This window comes from Maribacter spongiicola (assembly GCF_004364165.1).
Classification (GTDB): domain Bacteria; phylum Bacteroidota; class Bacteroidia; order Flavobacteriales; family Flavobacteriaceae; genus Maribacter; species Maribacter spongiicola.
This window is the reverse complement of record NZ_SOAY01000012.1, coordinates 321,323-341,606: the sequence shown is the minus strand read 5'-3', so window position 1 is coordinate 341,606 and position 20,284 is coordinate 321,323. Positions and strand designations below refer to the sequence as shown.

General features: G+C 34.9%; 9 protein-coding genes and 1 pseudogene. 6 read left to right on the top strand and 4 right to left on the bottom strand.

Annotation, left to right across the window (positions count from 1 at the left end; genetic code table 11):
* Positions 1-2: 2 nt before the first annotated feature.
* Together CLV90_RS14680 and CLV90_RS14675 are read right to left on the bottom strand one after the other, a co-directional pair.
* Positions 3-3,254 (bottom strand): VCBS repeat-containing protein, encoded by a 3,252-nt coding sequence (locus CLV90_RS14680; protein ID WP_133688254.1) that lies wholly within the window; start codon positions 3,252-3,254, stop codon positions 3-5.
* Positions 3,244-6,600, bottom strand: coding sequence for a VCBS repeat-containing protein (locus CLV90_RS14675; protein WP_133688253.1), 3,357 nt, complete (start codon positions 6,598-6,600; stop codon positions 3,244-3,246). Before CLV90_RS14675 ends, CLV90_RS14680 begins: the two co-directional genes overlap by 11 nt.
* 275 nt (positions 6,601-6,875) lie before the next feature.
* Here CLV90_RS14675 and CLV90_RS14670 point away from each other — a divergent pair, with 275 nt between their 5' ends.
* Together CLV90_RS14670 and CLV90_RS14665 are read left to right on the top strand one after the other, a co-directional pair.
* Positions 6,876-8,462 carry a solute:sodium symporter family transporter gene (locus CLV90_RS14670; protein WP_166638598.1) on the top strand — a complete coding sequence of 529 codons (1,587 nt, stop codon included), beginning with the start codon at positions 6,876-6,878 and terminating at the stop codon, positions 8,460-8,462.
* A 662-nt stretch (positions 8,463-9,124) separates the two neighbouring features.
* Positions 9,125-9,307 (top strand): annotated as a pseudogene (locus tag CLV90_RS14665) (AAA family ATPase); the annotation flags it as partial.
* Between the two features lie 67 nt (positions 9,308-9,374).
* Here the strand turns inward: CLV90_RS14665 and CLV90_RS14660 are convergent.
* Positions 9,375-10,967: a RagB/SusD family nutrient uptake outer membrane protein gene (locus tag CLV90_RS14660; protein WP_133688252.1), complete on the bottom strand. Its 1,593-nt coding sequence runs from the start codon at positions 10,965-10,967 to the stop codon at positions 9,375-9,377.
* A gap of 18 nt (positions 10,968-10,985) precedes the next feature.
* Positions 10,986-14,051 carry a SusC/RagA family TonB-linked outer membrane protein gene (locus tag CLV90_RS14655; RefSeq protein WP_133688251.1) on the bottom strand — a complete coding sequence of 1,022 codons (3,066 nt, stop codon included), beginning with the start codon at positions 14,049-14,051 and terminating at the stop codon, positions 10,986-10,988.
* A gap of 321 nt (positions 14,052-14,372) precedes the next feature.
* Between CLV90_RS14655 and CLV90_RS14650 the strand changes: the two genes are divergently transcribed.
* The 4 genes from CLV90_RS14650 to CLV90_RS14635 are packed head-to-tail and all read left to right on the top strand — an operon-like array spanning position 14,373 to position 20,249.
* A complete protein-coding gene (locus tag CLV90_RS14650; RefSeq protein WP_133688250.1) occupies positions 14,373-15,395 on the top strand; it encodes a LacI family DNA-binding transcriptional regulator in 1,023 nt (340 codons plus the stop codon).
* Positions 15,396-15,408: 13 nt separating this feature from the next.
* On the top strand, positions 15,409-16,077 hold the full coding sequence (gene pgmB, locus CLV90_RS14645; RefSeq protein WP_133688249.1) for a beta-phosphoglucomutase: 669 nt from the start codon (positions 15,409-15,411) through the stop codon (positions 16,075-16,077).
* A gap of 48 nt (positions 16,078-16,125) precedes the next feature.
* Positions 16,126-18,429, top strand: a complete 2,304-nt coding sequence (locus tag CLV90_RS14640; RefSeq protein WP_133688248.1) for a glycoside hydrolase family 65 protein — start codon at positions 16,126-16,128, stop codon at positions 18,427-18,429.
* Between the two features lie 44 nt (positions 18,430-18,473).
* Positions 18,474-20,249: an alpha-amylase family glycosyl hydrolase gene (locus CLV90_RS14635; RefSeq protein WP_133688247.1), complete on the top strand. Its 1,776-nt coding sequence runs from the start codon at positions 18,474-18,476 to the stop codon at positions 20,247-20,249.
* Positions 20,250-20,284: the final 35 nt, after the last annotated feature.

Genomic DNA, 20,284 nt, shown 5'->3' with positions numbered 1-20,284 from the left:
TACTATGGTTTGAGAATGCTATACACCTCTGCTGCTTCATTATTAAAAGTAAGCAAAAGGTATGTGTTGTTGTTTGAGTTTATAATTTTCATGCTTCGAATCGATTTCCCTGTTAAATCGAGTCCTATTTCATTCGCTAAGGTAACATTGTTGCCAGTACTAATCAATGCTCCTGGAAAAGAATCAAAACGACCATGGTATGGTTTTACGCCAAAATAATTTCCTGCAGCGAGCACTTCGGTTTTGTTATCACCATTAAAGTCATATGCTAAAAATGCCATAATGGGTGCCAACTGTAATTGATAACTAAATGGCACAAAAGTGAACTTGCCATTGTTGTTTTGTAAATAACCTGAACTTAGGGTATGCACTTCTAGAATTTCTGCATTTGGTAACATTTCTTCGCCAAGAATTTCTTCCATCGATTTTCCTGCAAAAGAACTATAGGTATTGAATTTTTTACGGAGAGAAACCAATTGACTCGACAATTCTTTTAACCCATCTACTGGGTAGTCTTTACCGTCTTTATAGGTGCTAACAATAGTTTCCGTGGCTCCGTTTTTATCAAGGTCACCGTAATACATTTTCATCGGATACTTTTGTGATGCAGTAAACTTAGTATTCATTCCCCAATTACCTAATAGGTAGTCTTGATCACCATCATTGTCAATATCAAAATTGATTACGGATTGCCATAAACCATTTAATTTTTCATTTTCTAATGGCTGTATTTCTTGAAATTCACCTTGGTTGTTTTGAAAAAATTTAGGTGAAATCCATTCTCCAACAAATAATATATCTTCCCAGCCATCATCATTGAAATCGGTAACAATTGCGTCTGTTATCATACCTAAGTTCTTAAACGGATTTGACGCTACATTAAAATTGCCATTTTCATTTTCTAGAATATAACTGTTAGGTTTGTTTCCATAATCGGCACTGATAGATTGATTGCAAATTATAATGTCTAAATCATCATCGTGGTCATAATCTAGCTTTAATAGAACAGATGCATTCTCAAATAGCTCAGGGAATTCTTTTTGAGTAAAAGTACTATCGCTTGCGACGTAGTACGAGTCAGTTAATGGCTTCATTTCATTAAAGAAATCTGCTCCGCCTGTACCTACTATAATATCGTTTTTGCCGTCACTATTGAAATCACCTATTATAGAAGCGATGTCTTCTTTAATACTGTCTTTTTTTATTTCAGGATAATTTTTTAGCTGAAAGGTAGAATCCCCTTGAATATAAATTTGAGACGGAATAAATTTAGCTCCTCCAAAGAAAATATCCTCTTTTCCGTCAGCATTTAAATCACCAACACTAACTGCAGGACCTCTATCTGACATTTGATAAGGAATTAGCTTTTGGCGTAAATAATCACTGTAGGCATCTTCAATGTGTGTATAATTAATACCTAAATTATTAGATGTTTTTTGAAATAGGTGCTGCTGTTTAGGGTGTAAAGAATTATAGTAGAAAGGTTGCACTTTATCAGGACTAAGATAAAGTGTTTGATTGACGGCGATATTTTTTACTAATTGATAGCTTTTATCTGGCCATATAATTTTTAAAGAATCTATGTTTTCTAGGTCTCCATAGCCAAAATGAATTAAGGGTTCAGAAGAAGCTTGAAATCCGCGTACGGTATACATTTCCTTAAACTGTTGAATTCCGTTGGCATATGAAAATACCTTGGTGCCAATGCCGAATTTATTTTTATCAGAAAAATTCAGTTTAATTTTTAGCCAGTTGCGTTGGCTGTTTGTAGTGTTCTCTTGAATAATTGCCGGACTAAATAGGTTGTTGGTTACCAAATCTAAATCGCCGTCGTTATCTAAATCGCTATAAGCTGTAGCGCCAGAAATAATGGTGTCTTGTGCAATCCAAGATTTAGATTCATCTATAAATTGAAGATCTGTTGCTCCTTTAAAAATCATGTTGCCAATAAAACCAGAAGGCATCATTTTAAGAGCTTTCTGATCAACAAGATTGGTGTTGTTGATTTTTGACCGAATATTCTCGTTAGATATATAGTTGATATAATCAAGGTCGTTCGGTCTTTTAGGTATACCGTTACTTATGTATAAATCTTGCTCCCCATCTTGATCGTAATCACCGAATAGCGCACTCCAGCTCCAGTCTGTTGCGGCTACTCCGCTCTGCAATGCTGTTTCTAAAAACTTACCATTTGGTTGGTTGACTGATAGCATATTTCTAGTATACTGATTGTGATAGCCAAAAGTTTCGGTCTTCATTTTTTGGATTTGGATATCGTCATCACCTTCAGATGATTTTAAAACAATTTCATCTTTACCCAACATGTCTAAAGAAATTAAATCAGGTAGACCGTCATGGTTGATGTCTGCTACATCACTACCCATAGAAAACCTGGTGGTATGCCCAAAGGCTTCTTTAAGACTTTCTTTAAAAGTACCGTCGCCATTATTTAGATAATAATAATCATCTTCATGAAAATCATTGCCAATATATAGATCAGGGTAGCCATCTTGGTTAAAATCAGAAACAGCAATACCTAATCCATATCCATTTACACCACCATATATACCGGCCTCTTCGCTAATGTCAACAAATTTTCCGTTATCATTACGTAGCAGTTTATCACCGGTTTCATAAATACGGTTATGTCTAATTTGGGCATTGCCATAAGTATCTTGGGTGTGTATGGCATGATTAAGAAGATACATATCTAGATCGCCATCTAGGTCGTAATCTAAAAAAGCAGCTGAAGAACTGTACGATTCAAAATCCAATCCATATTCAGCGGCACTTTCCTTAAAAGTGGCATCACCTTGGTTTATAAAAAGCTCGTTATAACCATTGAAGCCGTTTAACCCGACAACCGCACAAACGTAAATATCTAGGAGTCCGTCACCATTAACATCGCCCATTATGGTTCCTGTATTCCAAGAACTATTTCCTGAGACACCAGCTGTTTCGGAAATATCTTCAAACTTTAAATTGCCTTTGTTCAGGTATAATTTGTTCTTTACTTGATTGCCCGAAAAATAAATATCAGGTAGGCTATCGTTGTTGATGTCGCCAATAGCGACACCACCACCATTATAAAAATAGAGGTAATCTAAAATACTAAGGTCTTTAGATTCTTTAAGTGTGTTTTCAAAAGTTATACCGGTTTCTTCTGTAGAAAGTTTTACGAACAACTCGCCAGAATTTTCAGTACAACCAATGGTAAATATTAATAAACATAGGTATAGTATGTTATTTTTCATGTAGTCGATACATTTTTGGAGTGTCGTTATTGATAGCTGCTATAATGAATTGATTGCCTTGCTTGTCTTTAACTATTTTTAATTGTTTTACTTCATTACGGATAAAGAAACCACTATCAGAATAATTTTGCCATTCAAAATTTAAGTTGCCATCGCCAAGAAGAACATTTCCATAATTGGCATCTAGCCTAGAATATTGGGGTTTAAACTCGAAGTTATTCCCTGCCATAACCAAATCTAAGTTTCCATCTTTATTGACATCTAGACATTGTATACCGCAAATACATGAAAATTGAACTTGAGGTGGTAGTATTTTAATAGTAAAGTTGCCATTGCCATCGTTTATGGCAATTATAGACTCAGAGATTGTTGACTGCTTTAATATAGTATTGTCTATAATGTTCTTTGGAAATAACTCTTGTATGGTTTTTGAAGCATATTCAGAAGCTTTAATATTTTTCTTTTTCAATGCAAGAATTTGGGTTGTCAATTCCTTCTTTTGATGAATTGGGTAATCGCCGCCATCGTAGTTTTGGGTGGTAATTTGTTCTATAGTACCATCGTTGTCAAAATCATTCACCCACATTTTCATGGGTTGCCCAGGTTTTGGTTTGTAATGGAGGTTGCTGCCCATGTTGCCTAGAATTAGATCTTGGTCGCCATCATTATCCAAGTCATACCCTTCAACAGCACCCCACCAGCCACTAAGGCTGTCTAAAGAACTTTTTGAGTCGCTAAGTCTTCTACCAGAGTTCTTGTAGATTTTTGGACTACCCCAGTCAGATACGGTTACTAAGTCATCTTTACCATCACCATCAATGTCAATCCATTTAGCATCGGTTACCATACCCGCATCTTTTAAATCATAAGCAGAGCGTTCAGTAATATCGGTAAAAGTTCCGTCTCCGTTATTTAAAAGAAATAGGTGGTCAGGATTTACACCATAAGTTCCTACGACACTTCTAGAGCCAACAAAAACATCAATATCACCATCTGCGTCAAAGTCTGACGGAGCTATAACCGCAACATTTTTATTTATGCTCGGTAGTTTGTTTGTACTCAACGAGAAATTGCCCTTGCCATCGTTTAGGTAAAGTCGAATTCCGTAATTGCCCTGCATGCCTAATTCGTTACCGCCTGTACCGACCATAAGATCTAAATCGCCATCATTATCTGAATCAAAAAAGGAAGCAGTGGTATCTTCTAGTTGAGCTTCTGCTTCAAAATATTTTACAATAGATTTAGAAAGTGATCCATTACCATTATGTATATATAACGCACCAGCTTGGTTTTTTGCTCCACCAATAAAAATATCTTCGTGGCCATCGCCATTTACGTCACCAACGGCTAAACCGGGTCCTTCTTCTGCTAATGATTTAGAAATTAACCCCTCATTATCAAAATCCATATAACTATTCTCTTTATGGGTTAAAAAGGTATTACTATCTATAGCTTCGAACAGGGTAGGGGTTTCTGTTTTTTTGATTTTAAATATTTCTTTAGCCTCTTCTTGCTTAAATGTAATGGTTTGGTTCGCCTTTACATTAGTCAATTTAGCGGTTGCGTCATTCGGCCATATAATGCGAATGGAGTCTAACATTTCTGTCGCGCCTAAACCGATAGTCATAGGGTATTCTACAGAAGACTGAAAACCTCTAGATGGCATCAAAGTCTGGTCGATAATGTTATCTGGGTAATATAGGCGCGCAACGGTTCCTATTCCAAATTTGTTACCATCGGCACCTTCAAATTTTAACTTAATGTAGTTATTTTTTGATTGCAATTCAGAATTATTACGGTACACAAAAGTCTCCATGTTTACGTTGTTGACAACGAGATCTAAGTCCCCATCGTTATCTAGATCCCCATATGCAGAACCGTTTGAGCGACTCGGTATTTCAAAACCCCATTGTTTGTTGTAATTACTAAACGTAATGTCGCCATTATTACGATAGGCGTAATTAGGTAGGGGCGTAACTGGCATTTTGTTAATGATAGAATCAATAGATTCTTTTCTGCCAGTTAAAGCCATTTTTTGAATGATATCATTGGCGAAGAAATCTATAAAATCTAAATCGGTAAGATCATGATTAATGCCATTGGTAATATAAATATCTTTTAGTCCATCATTATCCATGTCGAATAAGAGTCCAGACCAGCTCCAATCAGTAGCTTCAACTCCGCTGTAGTATGCAACTTCAGAAAAAGAACCATTACCGTTATTTAGTTGTAACGTGTTTTGAATATACTGTTGATGAAAATCTTTGCTCTGCTTAAGCTTGAAAATGTTGTAACCTTCAAATTCCATAACAGATTTTACACGCTGATCTGGTTCAGGTAGCATATCGGTAATGAAAATATCTGTAAGTCCGTCATTATTAATGTCGGCCATATCTACACCCATCGCAGATAAGCTTAAGTGATTTGTCCATTTTTGAACCTCTTCTCTAAAAGTACCATCTTGGTTGTTGATATATAAATAATCCCTTTCATAAAAATCGTTAGAAACATAGATGTCTGGGTACAGGTCATTATTAATATCTATAACCATAACACCAAGACCAAAACCTATAAGGCTACCATAAATACCAGCTTTTTCACTAACATCAACAAATTTTCCATTATCATTTCTTAGTAGCATATCGCCTACGCCTCTAAAAATTTTCGGGACACCTTCCCAATCTTGTGCTCTTACTTCCCGTTGTTCTGCATAGCCAAGACTACTTACGGGAATATTACTATTGTTTAGAATGTAGGCATCTAAATCTCCGTCTTTGTCATAATCGAAGAAAGAGGCGTGGGTAGAGAATCCTGTTTCGGCTAAATTATATTCATGCGCTTTTTCGGTGAAAGTACCGTCTCCGTTATTGATGTATAGGTCGTTGTCATGGTTGTTGCCTTCCATGTTACCGGCATTACTCACATAAATATCTAGAAATCCGTCATTATTGATGTCTGCCATCACAACACCTGTAGACCAAGGTTTATTTCCTGATATTCCGGCAGTTTCCGAAATATCTTCAAATTTCATATCGCCTTTATTAAGAAAAAGTTTGTTAGGCTCCATGTTTCCGGTCAGAAAAATATCTGATAATCCATCATTATTAATATCTCCAATAGCAACGCCACCACCATTGTAAAAGTTACGGTATTTAAATATGTTGAATTCTTTTGAGTTGGCAACTTTATTTACAAATGAAATACCAGATTCTTCAGGTTGTAGTAATGTAAACAATGTTGGTTCTGATTTTTCTTCTGATGTATTAACATCTTCTTTAGATCCGCAAGAATATAAAAGGGAGAAAAACAAACCAAGGTAGCTTAGCTTAAGCAAATTAGAGTTCATTCTTGAGTATGTTTGAAATAGCACTTTGCGTTTTTTTGTAGGCTATTAAAGTTGAGTTGGTTACCTGTGTAATAGTTCTTTCAAAATTAATTTGCAAGATAGCAAATACCTACTATTTGTAAGGCTTATTTAGTAAAAGTCGGCGTTAAAATTTAAAGAAAACGTTATATGATCAGTGTAATAATATGAATAATGAGATTTTGCTCTAAGTTTTTAGAAGTAATGGAAATAATCCAATATATTTAACCTTGACTTAACAACAAACAAATCAACCAATGATAGGAATTTTATCTTTTTTAGGCTTTACCATTTTGGTAGCGGTAATTGCTTATTTCGCAACAAGATCAACAAATGAACAATCTTCTGATGGGTACTTTTTAGGAGGGCGAAGTTTAACAGCGGGAGTGATAGCAGGTTCCTTGTTATTAACCAACTTATCTACAGAGCAAATTGTTGGGCTAAATGGTAATGCATATAGTGATGGAATTTTAGTAATGGCTTGGGAAACTTTAGCCGCTATTGCAATGGTGATATGTGCTATATACTTGTTGCCTAGGTACTTAAAAGGAGGTATTAGTACCATACCAACGTATTTAGAAAGAAGGTTTGATAAGACAACCAAAGCAATGACATCTGGCTTGTTTTTAAGCGGATATGCCATTGTATTATTACCAATTGTTTTGTATTCTGGGTCTTTGGCTATTAGTGGAATGTTCGATTTGCCCTCGAAATTAGGAATTTCTGAATGGGCGTCGATATGGGTATGTGTTTGGAGTATAGGAATAATTGGTAGTATTTATGCCATTTTCGGAGGTTTAAAAGCTGTTGCGGTTTCTGATACTATCAACGCCATTGGATTGTTGATAGGTGGATTGTTGATACCGATATTTGGACTTTATGCAATTAGTGATGACAATAGTCTTTTAGGAGGGATTTCAAAACTTACAACAGAACACCCAGAAAAGTTTGATGCTATAGGTTCAGAATCTTCTAGTATACCTTTTGCAACGATATTTACAGGTATGGTTCTAGTACAGTTGTTTTATTGGGGTACCAACCAACAAATAATTCAAAGGGCCTTGGGGGCAAAAAATTTAAAAGAAGGTCAAAAAGGAGTTTTGCTTGCAGCCTGCTTTAAAATATTAGGTCCGTTAATTGTTGTTTTACCAGGTATTATAGCTTTTCATATGTTCGATGGTCAATTAGATAAAGCAGATCAAGCTTATCCTAAATTAGTGGCCGCTGTACTACCTATCACTTTGGTTGGTTTTTTTGCAGCGGTGCTCTTTGGTGCTATACTAAGTTCTTTTAATAGCGCCTTAAATAGTTGTGTTACCTTATTCGGGTTAGATATTTATAAGGAGTATGTGAACAAAGAAGCTTCAGAGAGTAAAGTTGTTTCAGTAGGAAAACGCTTTGGTGTTTTACTTGCATTGTTTTCAATGATTTTAGCTCCTTTTCTGTATTATGCTTCAGATGGACTTTTTGGTTATTTACAACAAGTAAACGGTGCGTACAGTATTCCTATTTTATCAGCAATTGTTATTGGTTTCTTAACAAAGCGTGTACCTGCCATAGCTGCCAAAGCTGGGATAATTTTTGCTGTTGTTATTTATGTAATTTATATATTCATGCAAAGAGGACTTGGTATAGAGTGGTTGCCGCATATGTTGCATGTTCAGGCTATTACCTTTGTTTTGACAATTATTTTAATGTTGGTAATTGGTAAATTAAAACCAAGAGAAACTGATTATGAACAGGAATATACAAATGAGGTCGATATAACAAGTTGGAAGTATGTGAAACCGGTAGGATTAATCATTACACTAATTGTTATTAGCACTTATATTATATTTAGATAACATATCATAATCCATTATAGATTGCAGCTCTTATTTTAAGACGTTTATTCTATAATATTTTGAGATGATGTTTTAATTATAAAATAGTATTGAAAAAGTAACATTCTTATATGCAAAAGCTATATAGGAATGTTGCTTTTTTTTATGTGTTCATACAACAACCATGGCTTTTTTTTTCATGCTTAGTGAAAAGCTCATTTTTAATATGGAGTGATTGATTAAAAATATTTTGGCTGTTGGTTTCCAAGCTATTGCTTTAATGATTTTATAGTAATGTGAGTCTTTGAAAGAGATAGATGTGTTTAAAATTTCAATAGCCTATTTAAGATTCTGTAGTGTCAATGCTCTGTAAAAATTTTAAAGCAAGGATTTAGGTAGCTACTTATATGGATTCTAGCAAAATCTCTATTTGCAAGTATTGGTTGGTTTTATTTTTATATTATCAAGAGTAATTTTATGAGCTAACAATTATATATTGGGTAAGCTCTTTTTTGTTCTTTTGAATCGGAATTGAGAAATTATAATTTTTTCACACAACTAAATCAGGTTATATAATCATACCTGTATTTGATAGGTAGTATTTTAGGTTGCAGAGTAATTGATTTATTTTGGGGGTAATCGCTCATATTAATCTTAATTAATTTAAGGATTTGCAATTGGTTTTAGGTGCTATGCCAGGTAGAATTATTCAAAGTCTTAAAAAGGCAGGTACCTCAAACCCTGTTTTTATACTAGATGAGATAGATAAGTTGTCTAATAGTAACCAAGGCGATCCATCTTCAGCAATGTTAGAGGTGTTAGATCCTGAGCAGAATAGTGATTTTCACGATAATTTTTTAAAATTAGCGGAAATAAAAAAGCCTCCAAAATCAATTGGAGGCCTTTTCAACTTAAACTTAAATTTATATATGCTTAGTATCCTGGGTTTTGAACCAAATTAGGATTAGCTAATATATCTGCAAAAGGAATAGGGAAAATTATAGATCTTGCATCTGTAGCATCTTTAAGATTCCATGCTCTTAAATACTCATCAAATCTTACTAAATCTTGTCTTCTAGTTAATTCCGCATACATTTCTCTTCCACGTTCTGCTAAAAGATCAGATTCAGTTACTGAACCTAATGCTGTTGCACCTCTTATAACTCTTAATGTATTGATCATGCCAGTAACATCTTGACCCATTCTAAACATTGCTTCAGCTCTCATTAAGTAATCATCAGCAAATCTATAACGTACAGTATGAGCTCTTTGGTCCCCACCTTCTTCGTTAGGGTGATATTTCAGCATTCTCGTCCCGTCAGTTTCTAATACTGCATTATCGGCCGGTGCAGTATACTCAGCTTTTGATACTTCTTTTGTGAATACTAAAGGAACACTACCGACATTGTCTCTTGCGGTTAATGGGGTACCATCTTGTTCATATTGTTGACCAATAAGAAAACCATATCCTATACCTAAGTTATCAGCATTTGCAGTTTCTGCATCAGGAACCCATCCTCTACGTTCTTCTTGACCATCACCAACATAATTAGTATCAGGGTCACCTTCAAATAATTGATAGAATTCAGAAAGGGTAGCAAAACCGTTCCATCCACCTCCATCATTCGCACCTGGAAAATTCAAATTGTAGTGTAGCGTATTCCATATTCTAGGGCCAGTAGCTGCTGGTGACCACCAAATAGTTTCCACATCATTACTAGGTCTAAAAATATCAAAGAAATCTCCAGCTGCTGCTAAAGTATATCCATCAGCTTCAATTGCGTCAACAGCATCAATTACGACTTGCATATCTGCATTATCAGGAGAAGTCTCCAAATAAATATGCTTGTTTAAGTGTAGTTTTGCCATTAAATGGTTGGCAGCTGCTTTGGTTGGCGTTTGTTTTAAATCAATACCATCGCCAGCAGTTACTTGAGGTAAATCTCTAATCGCAATGTTAAGATCTGCAACAATACTATCGATTGCAACCTGACCTGTAAGTACAGAAGGTATTTCACTGTTAGGTGCATTGACATTTCTGTAAGGTACTTGTCTCCACATATCTAAAATCCAACTCATTGCCCAAGCTCTGTAAAAACGAGCTTCTGCTTTTAATTCGGTAACATCGCCCCCAGCAGTAGTAACACTACCTGGGTCAATTACACGCGTTGCATTTATTGTTATACTATTCAAAGCTTGCCAAGATAAACGTATATCTTGTAAATCCGCATTCCAAGAATGTTGGTGCATGGCTAACCATCTACCATTATCTCCCCAATCCGTTCCTCTTGTAGCTACTACATATTCATCTGTAGTTACTTCATTCAAAGCGTAAAGACCATCTTGGTTACCTAAATTACCTCCAGCGATTATATTGGAAATATTCGCTACTTCTCCTTGTACGTTTGCTACTCCTGCAAAACCTTCAGATATCAATGAATCTGTAGGCTCTATCTCTAAGTCTGTGCAAGAAAATGCCAGTGCTATTGGGAGTGCGAAACATAAATAATTTACTATTTTTTTCATAATCCTATTTTTTTGTTTTTAAAATGTAACGTTAAATCCAACACTGAAAGTTACTGGTCTTGGATATGATAGATAGTCTATCGAAGCGGATGGGAATCCATTAGATGGTATATCTGAAGTGCTAACCTCAGGATCTAATCCGCTATACCCTGTTAATAAAAAAAGATTTTGACCAACTGCACTTAAGCGCATGGTTTTAAAAGTACCTTCTCCGCTTAATGGTACGTTATACCCTATAGACGCTGTTTGAAGTCTTACGAAATCTCCTTTTTCTAAAAAGAACGTACTTGGGTTCGTTGCAGATAAAGTAATATTATCGTCCAAAACACTTTGTAAATTGTTTCTACTTCCAATTTGTGGGGCAGCAAACAATGCATTTGCGGTGTTGTTGTAAACATAAAATCCAAATTGTCCTGAGAAGAATAAAGAAGCATCCCAGTTTTTATAACTCATACTTGTCGATAAACCAGAGACGATCTTTGGCAATGCCGACTTATCAAGAATAGTTGGGTCCGTATCAACTTGAAAATTCTCATCAACTAAACGTAATTCATAAGTATATAAAGCCTGACCGTCGGTTAAAACTTGAGATGTAGTACCTGTTAGACCTTGCCCATATAAATTACCAGCTTGTATGTTTGGACCATCATAGTTAGTCAACTCATTTTGGTTGTAAGAAATATTGAAATTGGCATTCCAGTTAAAGTCATCTGTAGCAATTAAATCATAATCAAGTCCTAATTCTACACCTTGGTTAACAATTGTGCCATCTATATTTTGGAAAACAAAAGGAGAAGTTGCCGGCTGTACCGCTGGTAAATTCAATAGAATATCATTTGTTTCTTTTCTATAAAGATCAATAGTAGCGGTAAAACGGTCGTTATTAAAACCGAAATCAAAACCTAAACCATATTGTGTTGTAGATTCCCATTTAAGGTCTGGGTTTGCAAAGGCTACTTCTCTTGTTGCAGGTGCTGATAATTGAGAATTACTTCCTATACCTAAGCCGTCCCATCTGGTTCTGTTTAAGTATGCACCATAACCAAGACCGTCTTGGTTACCCGTAATACCCCAACTTGCTCTTAATTTAAGAGTTGAAAAAGTGTCTTCATTTACGAAATCTTCTTGATTAAGTTTCCAAGCGAAAGCCGCAGAAGGAAAAATACCGTACTTATTATTATCACCAAATTTAGAAGAACCATCCGCTCTTACCGTACCTGTAAATAAGTATTTATCATTAAGAGTGTAATTTAGCCTACCGAAGAAAGATTGTAACTCATCTGTAAAATCAAAAGTATCTACTGAGAATGCATTAATTGGAATATTAGGTAAACTACTACTTGTAGTTGAATTAATATTAGGAGTCAATCCTAGAATTCTAAATTGATCACCGTTGCCTGGTAAATCGTTAAAAGTACCAATTCCATAACCTTGATAATTACTTGCAAGGTTGCGAGTATCTTCATAAGCTTGTTGAGTACTTGATATTATTTGATTCATATCAGAAGTAGCATAGCCTTGCCCTAGTAAATTTTGGCCACTTCTATTAAAATCTTGAAATGAATAACCTACAAGTGCATCTAATTTAGAATTTTCAAATTCTTTGTTATAATTAATGGTGAGTTCCATTAATTTACTTTCAGTATCTAAGTTGCTTACTATTGCCCGACCATTTCCAACTACACCGTTCGTAAATCCAAGAATATCAGGGCTTACAACTTGTCCTCTAGTTGATTCAGAAGTGTCAAGACCGAAATTAATTTTAGCTGAAAGCTCGTCGGTAAATGCATAGTTTAACGATACATTTCCAAGAAATCTGTCTGTACCTGAATTATCATCATAATACGTTAATAGATTTGCAGGGTTTCTATCTGGATCAGCACCAATATTTGGATTTGCATTTAATGTAGGATTAGAATAATATGTAGCTGCTAATAAATCTCCGGTACTTCCGGAAGTTCTACTAATAAAAGGTGCCCTATCATTAATTCTAGATACGGTTCCTTGAGCATTTAGTGTTAGCTTATTGTCAAAAAAACGTTGAGTTAAGTTTATTCTACCTGAAATACGTTCAAAATCAGTATTTTCGATTACGCCAAATTGCTTTGAATATCCAAAAGTGGCCCTTACGTTTCCAGATCCGTAGTTTTGAGAATAAGAAAGGTTATTGTCAGTAGAGGCTGTCGTTCTAAAAAGATATTCTTGCCAGTCAGTTGATCCACCAAGGTCAGCACCACCTCTTTCTACGAACTCTTCAGAAGATAAAAGGTCATAAGTGTTTGCTACTGTTGCAATATTCAAATTACTAGAGAAGCCCCATTGACCAGAGGTTCCTCCGCCTTTTCCAGATTTGGTTGTTATTACAACTACACCATTTGCACCTCTAGATCCGTAAATAGCCGTTGCAGAAGCATCTTTTAGAACACTCATGCTTTCGATATCGTTAGGGTTTAAAAAGTTTAACGGGTTTTTAGCGCCACTACTACCAGCACCTAAATCTCCACCTGAAGCAGAAACACTTTCATTTGATACAGGTACACCATCAATAACAAATAATGGACTGTTATTTCCTCGTACAGAACCAGCACCTCTAATTCTCAAAGTAATACCAGCACCTGGCTCTCCACTAGCTTGCGAAATTTGTACACCTGCAGTTTTACCTTGTATTAATTGTTCTGGAGAGGAAATAATACCTCCGTTAAAATCTTCTGATGTAACAGAAGATACAGAACCGGTTGCATCTTTAACAGTTGTAGTACCGTAACCGATAATTACAACTTCTTCCAATGCTTCGGCATCTTCTTCTAAAGTGAAGTTGATTGAAGTTCTACCGTTTACTGCTACTTCTTGAGTTTTGTAGCCGATATAACTAACAATAAGTACAGCACCTTCTTCAGCGGTCAATGTATAATTACCGTCAAAATCAGTTTGTGTACCGTTCGTTGTTCCTTTTTCAAGAACACTAGCTCCTGGTAAAGGTCCACTTGCATCTGAAACAGTTCCAGATACTTCTTGTGCCTGTATGGATCCAAAGCACAAAAATGCACCGAGAACTAACAGACTTTTTAGGAATGTAATCTTCATAAATTGTTAATTTAAGTTGAGTTTATTTAATTTCAATTGTTAAAAATATGTAAAAAGCGGTGTTGGCAATGGTATTGTTTAAGTTAAAATATTACGAAAACGGTTTCGTGTTAATAACTTTTCTTTTTTGCGAGTATAATGAATGCGAATAGACAATATTATGATATTCTTAATTAACATAGAGGTTAAATGTGAATATTTGATTATTATGCAAATATATGAAAAATCCTTTTTTGTATATATTTACGAAATACCATTGATTTTCAAACTTTAACTTTTAGATTCATTTAAGTTATTATCTTAAAATTTAAAATCCTTTTTTTGAAACCAAAAATCACTTTAAAAGATATTGCTAAAGAACTAGATGTTTCTATTTCTACAGTGTCGAAGGCATTAAAAAACAGCAAAGAAATAAGCAAGGACACAAGAGATAGAATTAAAGCTTTTGCAAAATTCTATAATTATCGTCCTAATAATATAGCGCTTAGCTTAAAAAATAGAAGAACTAAAAATATAGGGGTAATAATTCCAGATATTGTACATCATTTTTTTACTACAGTTTTTAGGGGTATAGAAATGTATGCAAATCAAATGGGTTATAATGTAATTGTTTGTATTTCTGATGAATCGTTTGATAAAGAGGTTATTAACATGGAAATGTTAGCGAATGGTAGTATAGACGGCTTTATACTTTCGCTAAGTGCTGAAACACAGCGAAAAAATGATTTTACACATTTAAAGGAATTATTAGATCAGGGTATACCCATCGTACTTTTTGATAGAGTTACCCAAGATGTTGCTTGTGATAAGGTAATATTGAATGATCTTGAAATATCACGTGAATCGGTCACACATTTTATAAAGAAAGGTTCTAAAAAAATAGCATTGATTACTACCGAGAATTATTTTAATGTAAGTGAAAGTAGAAAAGAAGGTTATTTAGCGGCTTTAAAGGATAATAATATTCCGTTCGATGAGAATTTAATTTTGACCTTGCCACACGATTTGGACAATACAAAGCTAATAACAGAGTTTTTTCAAAAAAATAAAATAGAAGCGGTCTTATGTGTTAATGAGATTTTTGCGGTTCAATGTATGAGTGTTATTCAACAATTGGGTTTTAAGATACCTGACGAAATTTCAATTATTGGGTTTACAGACGGAATCTTATCTAGATACTCTTCGCCTAAATTAAGCACTGTTGCCCAGCATGGTGAGAAAATGGGCGAACTAGCCGCTAAAATGCTGATAGATAGAATGGAGACAACTAAAGTAGTAGAAGAGCCTTTTAGAACAGAGGTAATCAATGCAACATTAATTAAAAGAGGTTCTACAATCAATTAATATTTTTGTGATAATGGAGAAAGTAGGTTTTATATTTGACTTAGACGGAGTTATAGTTGATACGGCTAAATATCACTATTTAGCTTGGCGCAAACTGGCCAATGAATTAGGGTTTGAATTTACTAAAGAGCAGAACGAACTCTTTAAAGGCGTCAGTCGAAAAAGATGTTTAGAAATTCTTTTAGATATTGGCAATGTAAAAGCAACCCAAGAGCAATTTGATACCTGGATGGTAGAGAAAAATGTAGATTACCTTGCTTATATCGAAAAGATGGATTCAAGTGAGATTTTGCCAGATGTAACTAGGGTTTTAGAATATTTGAAGAAAAAAAATATACCGATAGCATTGGGTTCTGCCAGTAAGAATGCAAGGCCCATTTTAGAGAAGGTTGATCTATTGCCGTATTTCGATAGTATTGTCGACGGTAATAGCGTAACTAAAGCTAAGCCGGATCCGGAGGTGTTTTTGATTGCAGCGAATAATTTAGGTATTGCAGCCAATTCATGTGTGGTTTTTGAAGATGCAGTTGCTGGTATTCAGGCGGCTAATGCTGCCAATATGGTAAGTATAGGCATAGGAGATGCTGATATATTAAATGAGGCTGATTATAATTTTAACGACTTTACCGAAATGACCGATGATTTTTTAAAATCATTACTTAATAAAGAGCATAAAGCTTAATAAGAATGTTTATCTCTAGTTTCTTTTTTACAATTCAATATAAATTTTATGAATCAAGATTATATAAAACCAGATAATTGGTGCATCATAGAAGAAGGTTTCGATCAAGAAAACGTAAAATCTTCAGAAAGTATATTTAGCATAGGTAACGGTGCCATGGGGCAACGTGCTAATTTTGAAGAAACCTATACCGGTAAAACTTTTCAAGGCAGTTATATTGCAGGAGTATATTATCCTGATAAAACTCGTGTAGGATGGTGGAAAAACGGCTATCCAGAATATTTTGCAAAGGTTTTGAACGCTCCTAATTGGATTGGAATCAAAATTTATGTTGATGGGGTAGAGTTCGATTTGGCAACGAGTAAAAAAGTGTCAAATTTTAGACGAGAATTGAACATGAAAGAGGGTGTATACACTCGTACTTTTCATGCAGTAACTACTAATAATGTTGAGATAGAAGTTGTTGTTAAACGATTTTTAAGTATAGATATAGATACGGTAGGTGCCATTTCATATACTATTAAGGTATTAAAAACAGATGCTGCCATAGTATTTGAGCCGTATTTAGATAGTGGAATTACAAATGAAGATAGCAACTGGGACGACAAATTCTGGAACACTACAAATGTAAGCACAACAGATAATCGTGCCTTTATCGAGGCGCATACTATGAAAACTGAATTCAAGACCTGTACGTTTATGCAGGCTTCTTTAGAATATGATGGAAATCAAGTGCCGGGTGTTTCTTCAGAACAGACAGATAATTTTGTGTCTTTAAAATTTGAGCAAAATGTAAAGGCAGACGAATCTGTTACTTTGACGAAGTTTGGCGGTTACACTGTTGCAAGAAATCACCCTAATCAAGAATTGGTACAAGTTGCACATAAGTCTTTAGATGAAGTGAGTGCTTTAGGCTTTGATGAACTATTGCAGAAACAAAAAGAAGCTTGGGCTTCTATTTGGGAGATGAGCGATATAGTTATTGAAGGCGATATTAAGGCGCAACAAGGTATTCGTTTTAATATATTTCAATTAAACCAAACGTATTTAGGTACAGATTCTAGGCTTAATATTGGTCCGAAAGGGTTTACAGGTGAAAAATATGGAGGTAGTACTTATTGGGATACAGAGGCATATTGTATTCCTTTTTACATGGCTACCAAAGATGATAAAGTTGCTAGAAAGCTATTAAAATATCGATACAATCATTTAGAAAAAGCGATTGAAAATGCCAAGAAATTAGGTTTCTCTAATGGTGCAGCATTATACCCAATGGTAACTATGAATGGTGAAGAATGCCATAACGAATGGGAAATTACCTTTGAAGAAATTCATAGAAACGGGGCTATTGCCTTTGCAATACATAACTATTTTAGATATACTGGCGATTACAGCTACATCCCAGAAATGGGATTAGAAGTATTAATCGGTATTTCTAGATTCTGGCATCAACGTGTTAACTTATCTAAGGATAAAAATAAATATGTTATGCTTGGGGTTACAGGACCTAATGAGTATGAGAACAATGTAAATAATAACTGGTATACGAACTATTTAGCAAAATGGTGTATTAATTATACCCTAACTCAATTAGAAAAAGTTAAAAACGGGTATTCAGATGATTATCATAGAATAATAGGTAAAACAAAGCTTACCGATAGAGAGTGTGATAAATGGAGAAAAGTAGCCAATAAAATGTATTTCCCATATTCGAAAGAACATGGGGTGTTTTTACAACAAGATGGTTTTCTAGATAAAGATTTGGTAAGGGTAGATGATTTACCAAAGTCCGAGAGACCTATTAATCAAAAATGGAGTTGGGACAGAATTTTAAGGTCTCCATATATTAAACAAGCAGATGTTTTACAGGGCTTTTACTTTTTTGAAGAAGATTTCTCGGTTGAAGATTTAGAAAAACATTTCGATTTCTATGAGCCTTTTACCGTTCATGAATCTTCTTTGTCACCATGTGTGCATAGTATTCAGGCGGCGAAGTTGGGCAGAATGGAACAGGCGTATAATTTTTATTTAAGAACATCTAGATTAGATTTGGATGATTATAATAAAGAAGTTGAAGAAGGTTTGCATATTACATCTATGGCTGGAACTTGGATGAGTATTGTGGAAGGTTTTGGAGGTATGCGTGTTATAAACGACAAGTTATCTTTCAAGCCACAAATTCCTAATCAGTGGAGTGCATACTCGTTTAAGGTCAATTTTAGAAATAGAATTATTAAGGTGAATGTTACTGCTAAAAACACAACTTTTCAATTAATTGGTACCGAAGAAGTGACCATTCGCGTAAATGGAAAGAAAGTAGCTTTGTTTCCAGATGAATTGACTACTGTGTAATAAGTCTTTGATTAGTGTTCTGAAGTTTAAAATTGAATTGCCCCATGAATAGTAAGATTGTAATTTATCATGTATTTACCAGGCTTTTTGGTAATACAAATACCAATAACAAACCATGGGGTACCATCGAAGAAAACGGAGTAGGGAAGTTTGCTGATTTTAATAAAAAAGCGCTCACTGAGATTAAAGATTTAGGTATTACCCATATTTGGTATACCGGTATACCGCATCATGCTGTTATCAATGACTATACTGAAATCGGTATTTCAAATGATGATCCAGACGTGGTTAAAGGTAGAGCGGGGTCGCCTTACGCGGTTAAAGATTATTACAATGTTAACCCTGATTTAGCTACTGATCCGTCAAATAGGTTAAAAGAGTTTAAATCATTAATTGATCGTACCCACAAAGCAGGCATGAAGGTGATTATAGATATTGTGCCCAATCATATAGCTAGAAAGTATGAAGGAAAGACGAATCCTAACGGGGTTTCTGATTTTGGTTTTGGAGATGATACATCCGTTGAATATCAAAAAGACAATAATTTTTATTACATCCCGGGAACGGAATTCCAAACTCCACAGTGGCGAGATGGTTATGTGCCTTTAGGAGGAAGTATTCCAGATTATATAAATAATAAGTTAGTTGAAATACCCGCGAAATGGACTGGTAATGGTTCTCGTAGTCCGCAACCAGATATGAACGATTGGTATGAGACCGTTCGAATAAATTACGGAGTAAGACCAGATGGTGGTCTAGATTTTGATATGCTACCAAATGATTTCGGCGAGAAAGGTCACGAAGAGCATTTTAATTATTGGAAAAAAAAAGTAGTACCTAGTTCTTGGCGTAAGTTTAGAGATGTTGCCTTGTATTGGTTATCAATGGGTGTTGATGGTTTTAGATATGATATGGCAGAAATGGTTCCGGTAGAGTTTTGGAGCTTTATGAATTCATCCATAAAAATGAAAAACCCTGATGCTTTTATAATGGCAGAGGTGTATAATCCAGATTTATATAGAACATATATCCATAAGGGTAAAATGGATTATTTATATGATAAGGTCGATTTTTATGACGGTCTTAAACATATTATGAAAGGTTACGGTTGGTCTGATCATTTACCGGTAGTTCAAAATGGTTTGCAAGATATAGAGCATTATATGCTTCATTTTTTAGAGAATCATGACGAGCAGCGTATTGCTAGTCCAGAGTTTGTAGGTAATGCAGAAATTGGCAGGCCTGCAATGGTGGTTTCTGCAACGATAAGCACATCGCCGACCATGATTTATTTCGGACAAGAAGTGGGTGAGCCAGCTGCCGAGCATGCGGGCTTTGGAAGTCCGTCAAGAACATCAATATTCGATTACATAGGTGTTCCCCATCATCAAAGATGGGTGAATAACAAAAAATTCGATGGTGGTCAATCTACACCAGAGGAAGCTTCGTTAAGAGATTTTTACAAGCGATTATTGAATTTTACCATAAGTAGCGACGCACTAATGGGTGCGTACCGCGAGATTCATTTCTATAATAAAGAAATTACTGAAAATTACAACCACCGGGTGTTATCATATGTTCGTTGGTCTGAGCATCAAAAACTGATAGTTGTTTCAAATTTTGATGTTAATAATCACTTTTCGTTCGATTTAAAATTACCGGTGGATTTAATGAATACGTGGCAATTAAAAGAAGGTAATTATCCATTACTTGATGCACTTTATGGTCATGAGAATACTTTAAGAGTAGAAAATGGAGAAGGTCATATCACAATCAGTCTAAATCCTCTAGAATCCTTTATTTTTGAATTAAAATCTTAGAACATGCTCAATAGAATTTCTTTAGCTATTATTTG

What these genes read in the sequence shown, in the direction of transcription:
- CLV90_RS14660 (WP_133688252.1), bottom strand. Translation starts at nt 10,967, where the DNA reads ATGAAAAAAATAGTAAATTATTTATGTTTCGCACTCCCAATAGCACTG.
- CLV90_RS14640 (WP_133688248.1), top strand. Translation starts at nt 16,126, where the DNA reads ATGAATCAAGATTATATAAAACCAGATAATTGGTGCATCATAGAAGAA.
- CLV90_RS14675 (WP_133688253.1), bottom strand. Translation starts at nt 6,600, where the DNA reads ATGAACTCTAATTTGCTTAAGCTAAGCTACCTTGGTTTGTTTTTCTCC.
- CLV90_RS14655 (WP_133688251.1), bottom strand. Translation starts at nt 14,051, where the DNA reads ATGAAGATTACATTCCTAAAAAGTCTGTTAGTTCTCGGTGCATTTTTG.
- pgmB (WP_133688249.1), top strand. Translation starts at nt 15,409, where the DNA reads ATGGAGAAAGTAGGTTTTATATTTGACTTAGACGGAGTTATAGTTGAT.
- CLV90_RS14680 (WP_133688254.1), bottom strand. Translation starts at nt 3,254, where the DNA reads ATGAAAAATAACATACTATACCTATGTTTATTAATATTTACCATTGGT.
- CLV90_RS14670 (WP_166638598.1), top strand. Translation starts at nt 6,876, where the DNA reads ATGATAGGAATTTTATCTTTTTTAGGCTTTACCATTTTGGTAGCGGTA.
- CLV90_RS14635 (WP_133688247.1), top strand. Translation starts at nt 18,474, where the DNA reads ATGAATAGTAAGATTGTAATTTATCATGTATTTACCAGGCTTTTTGGT.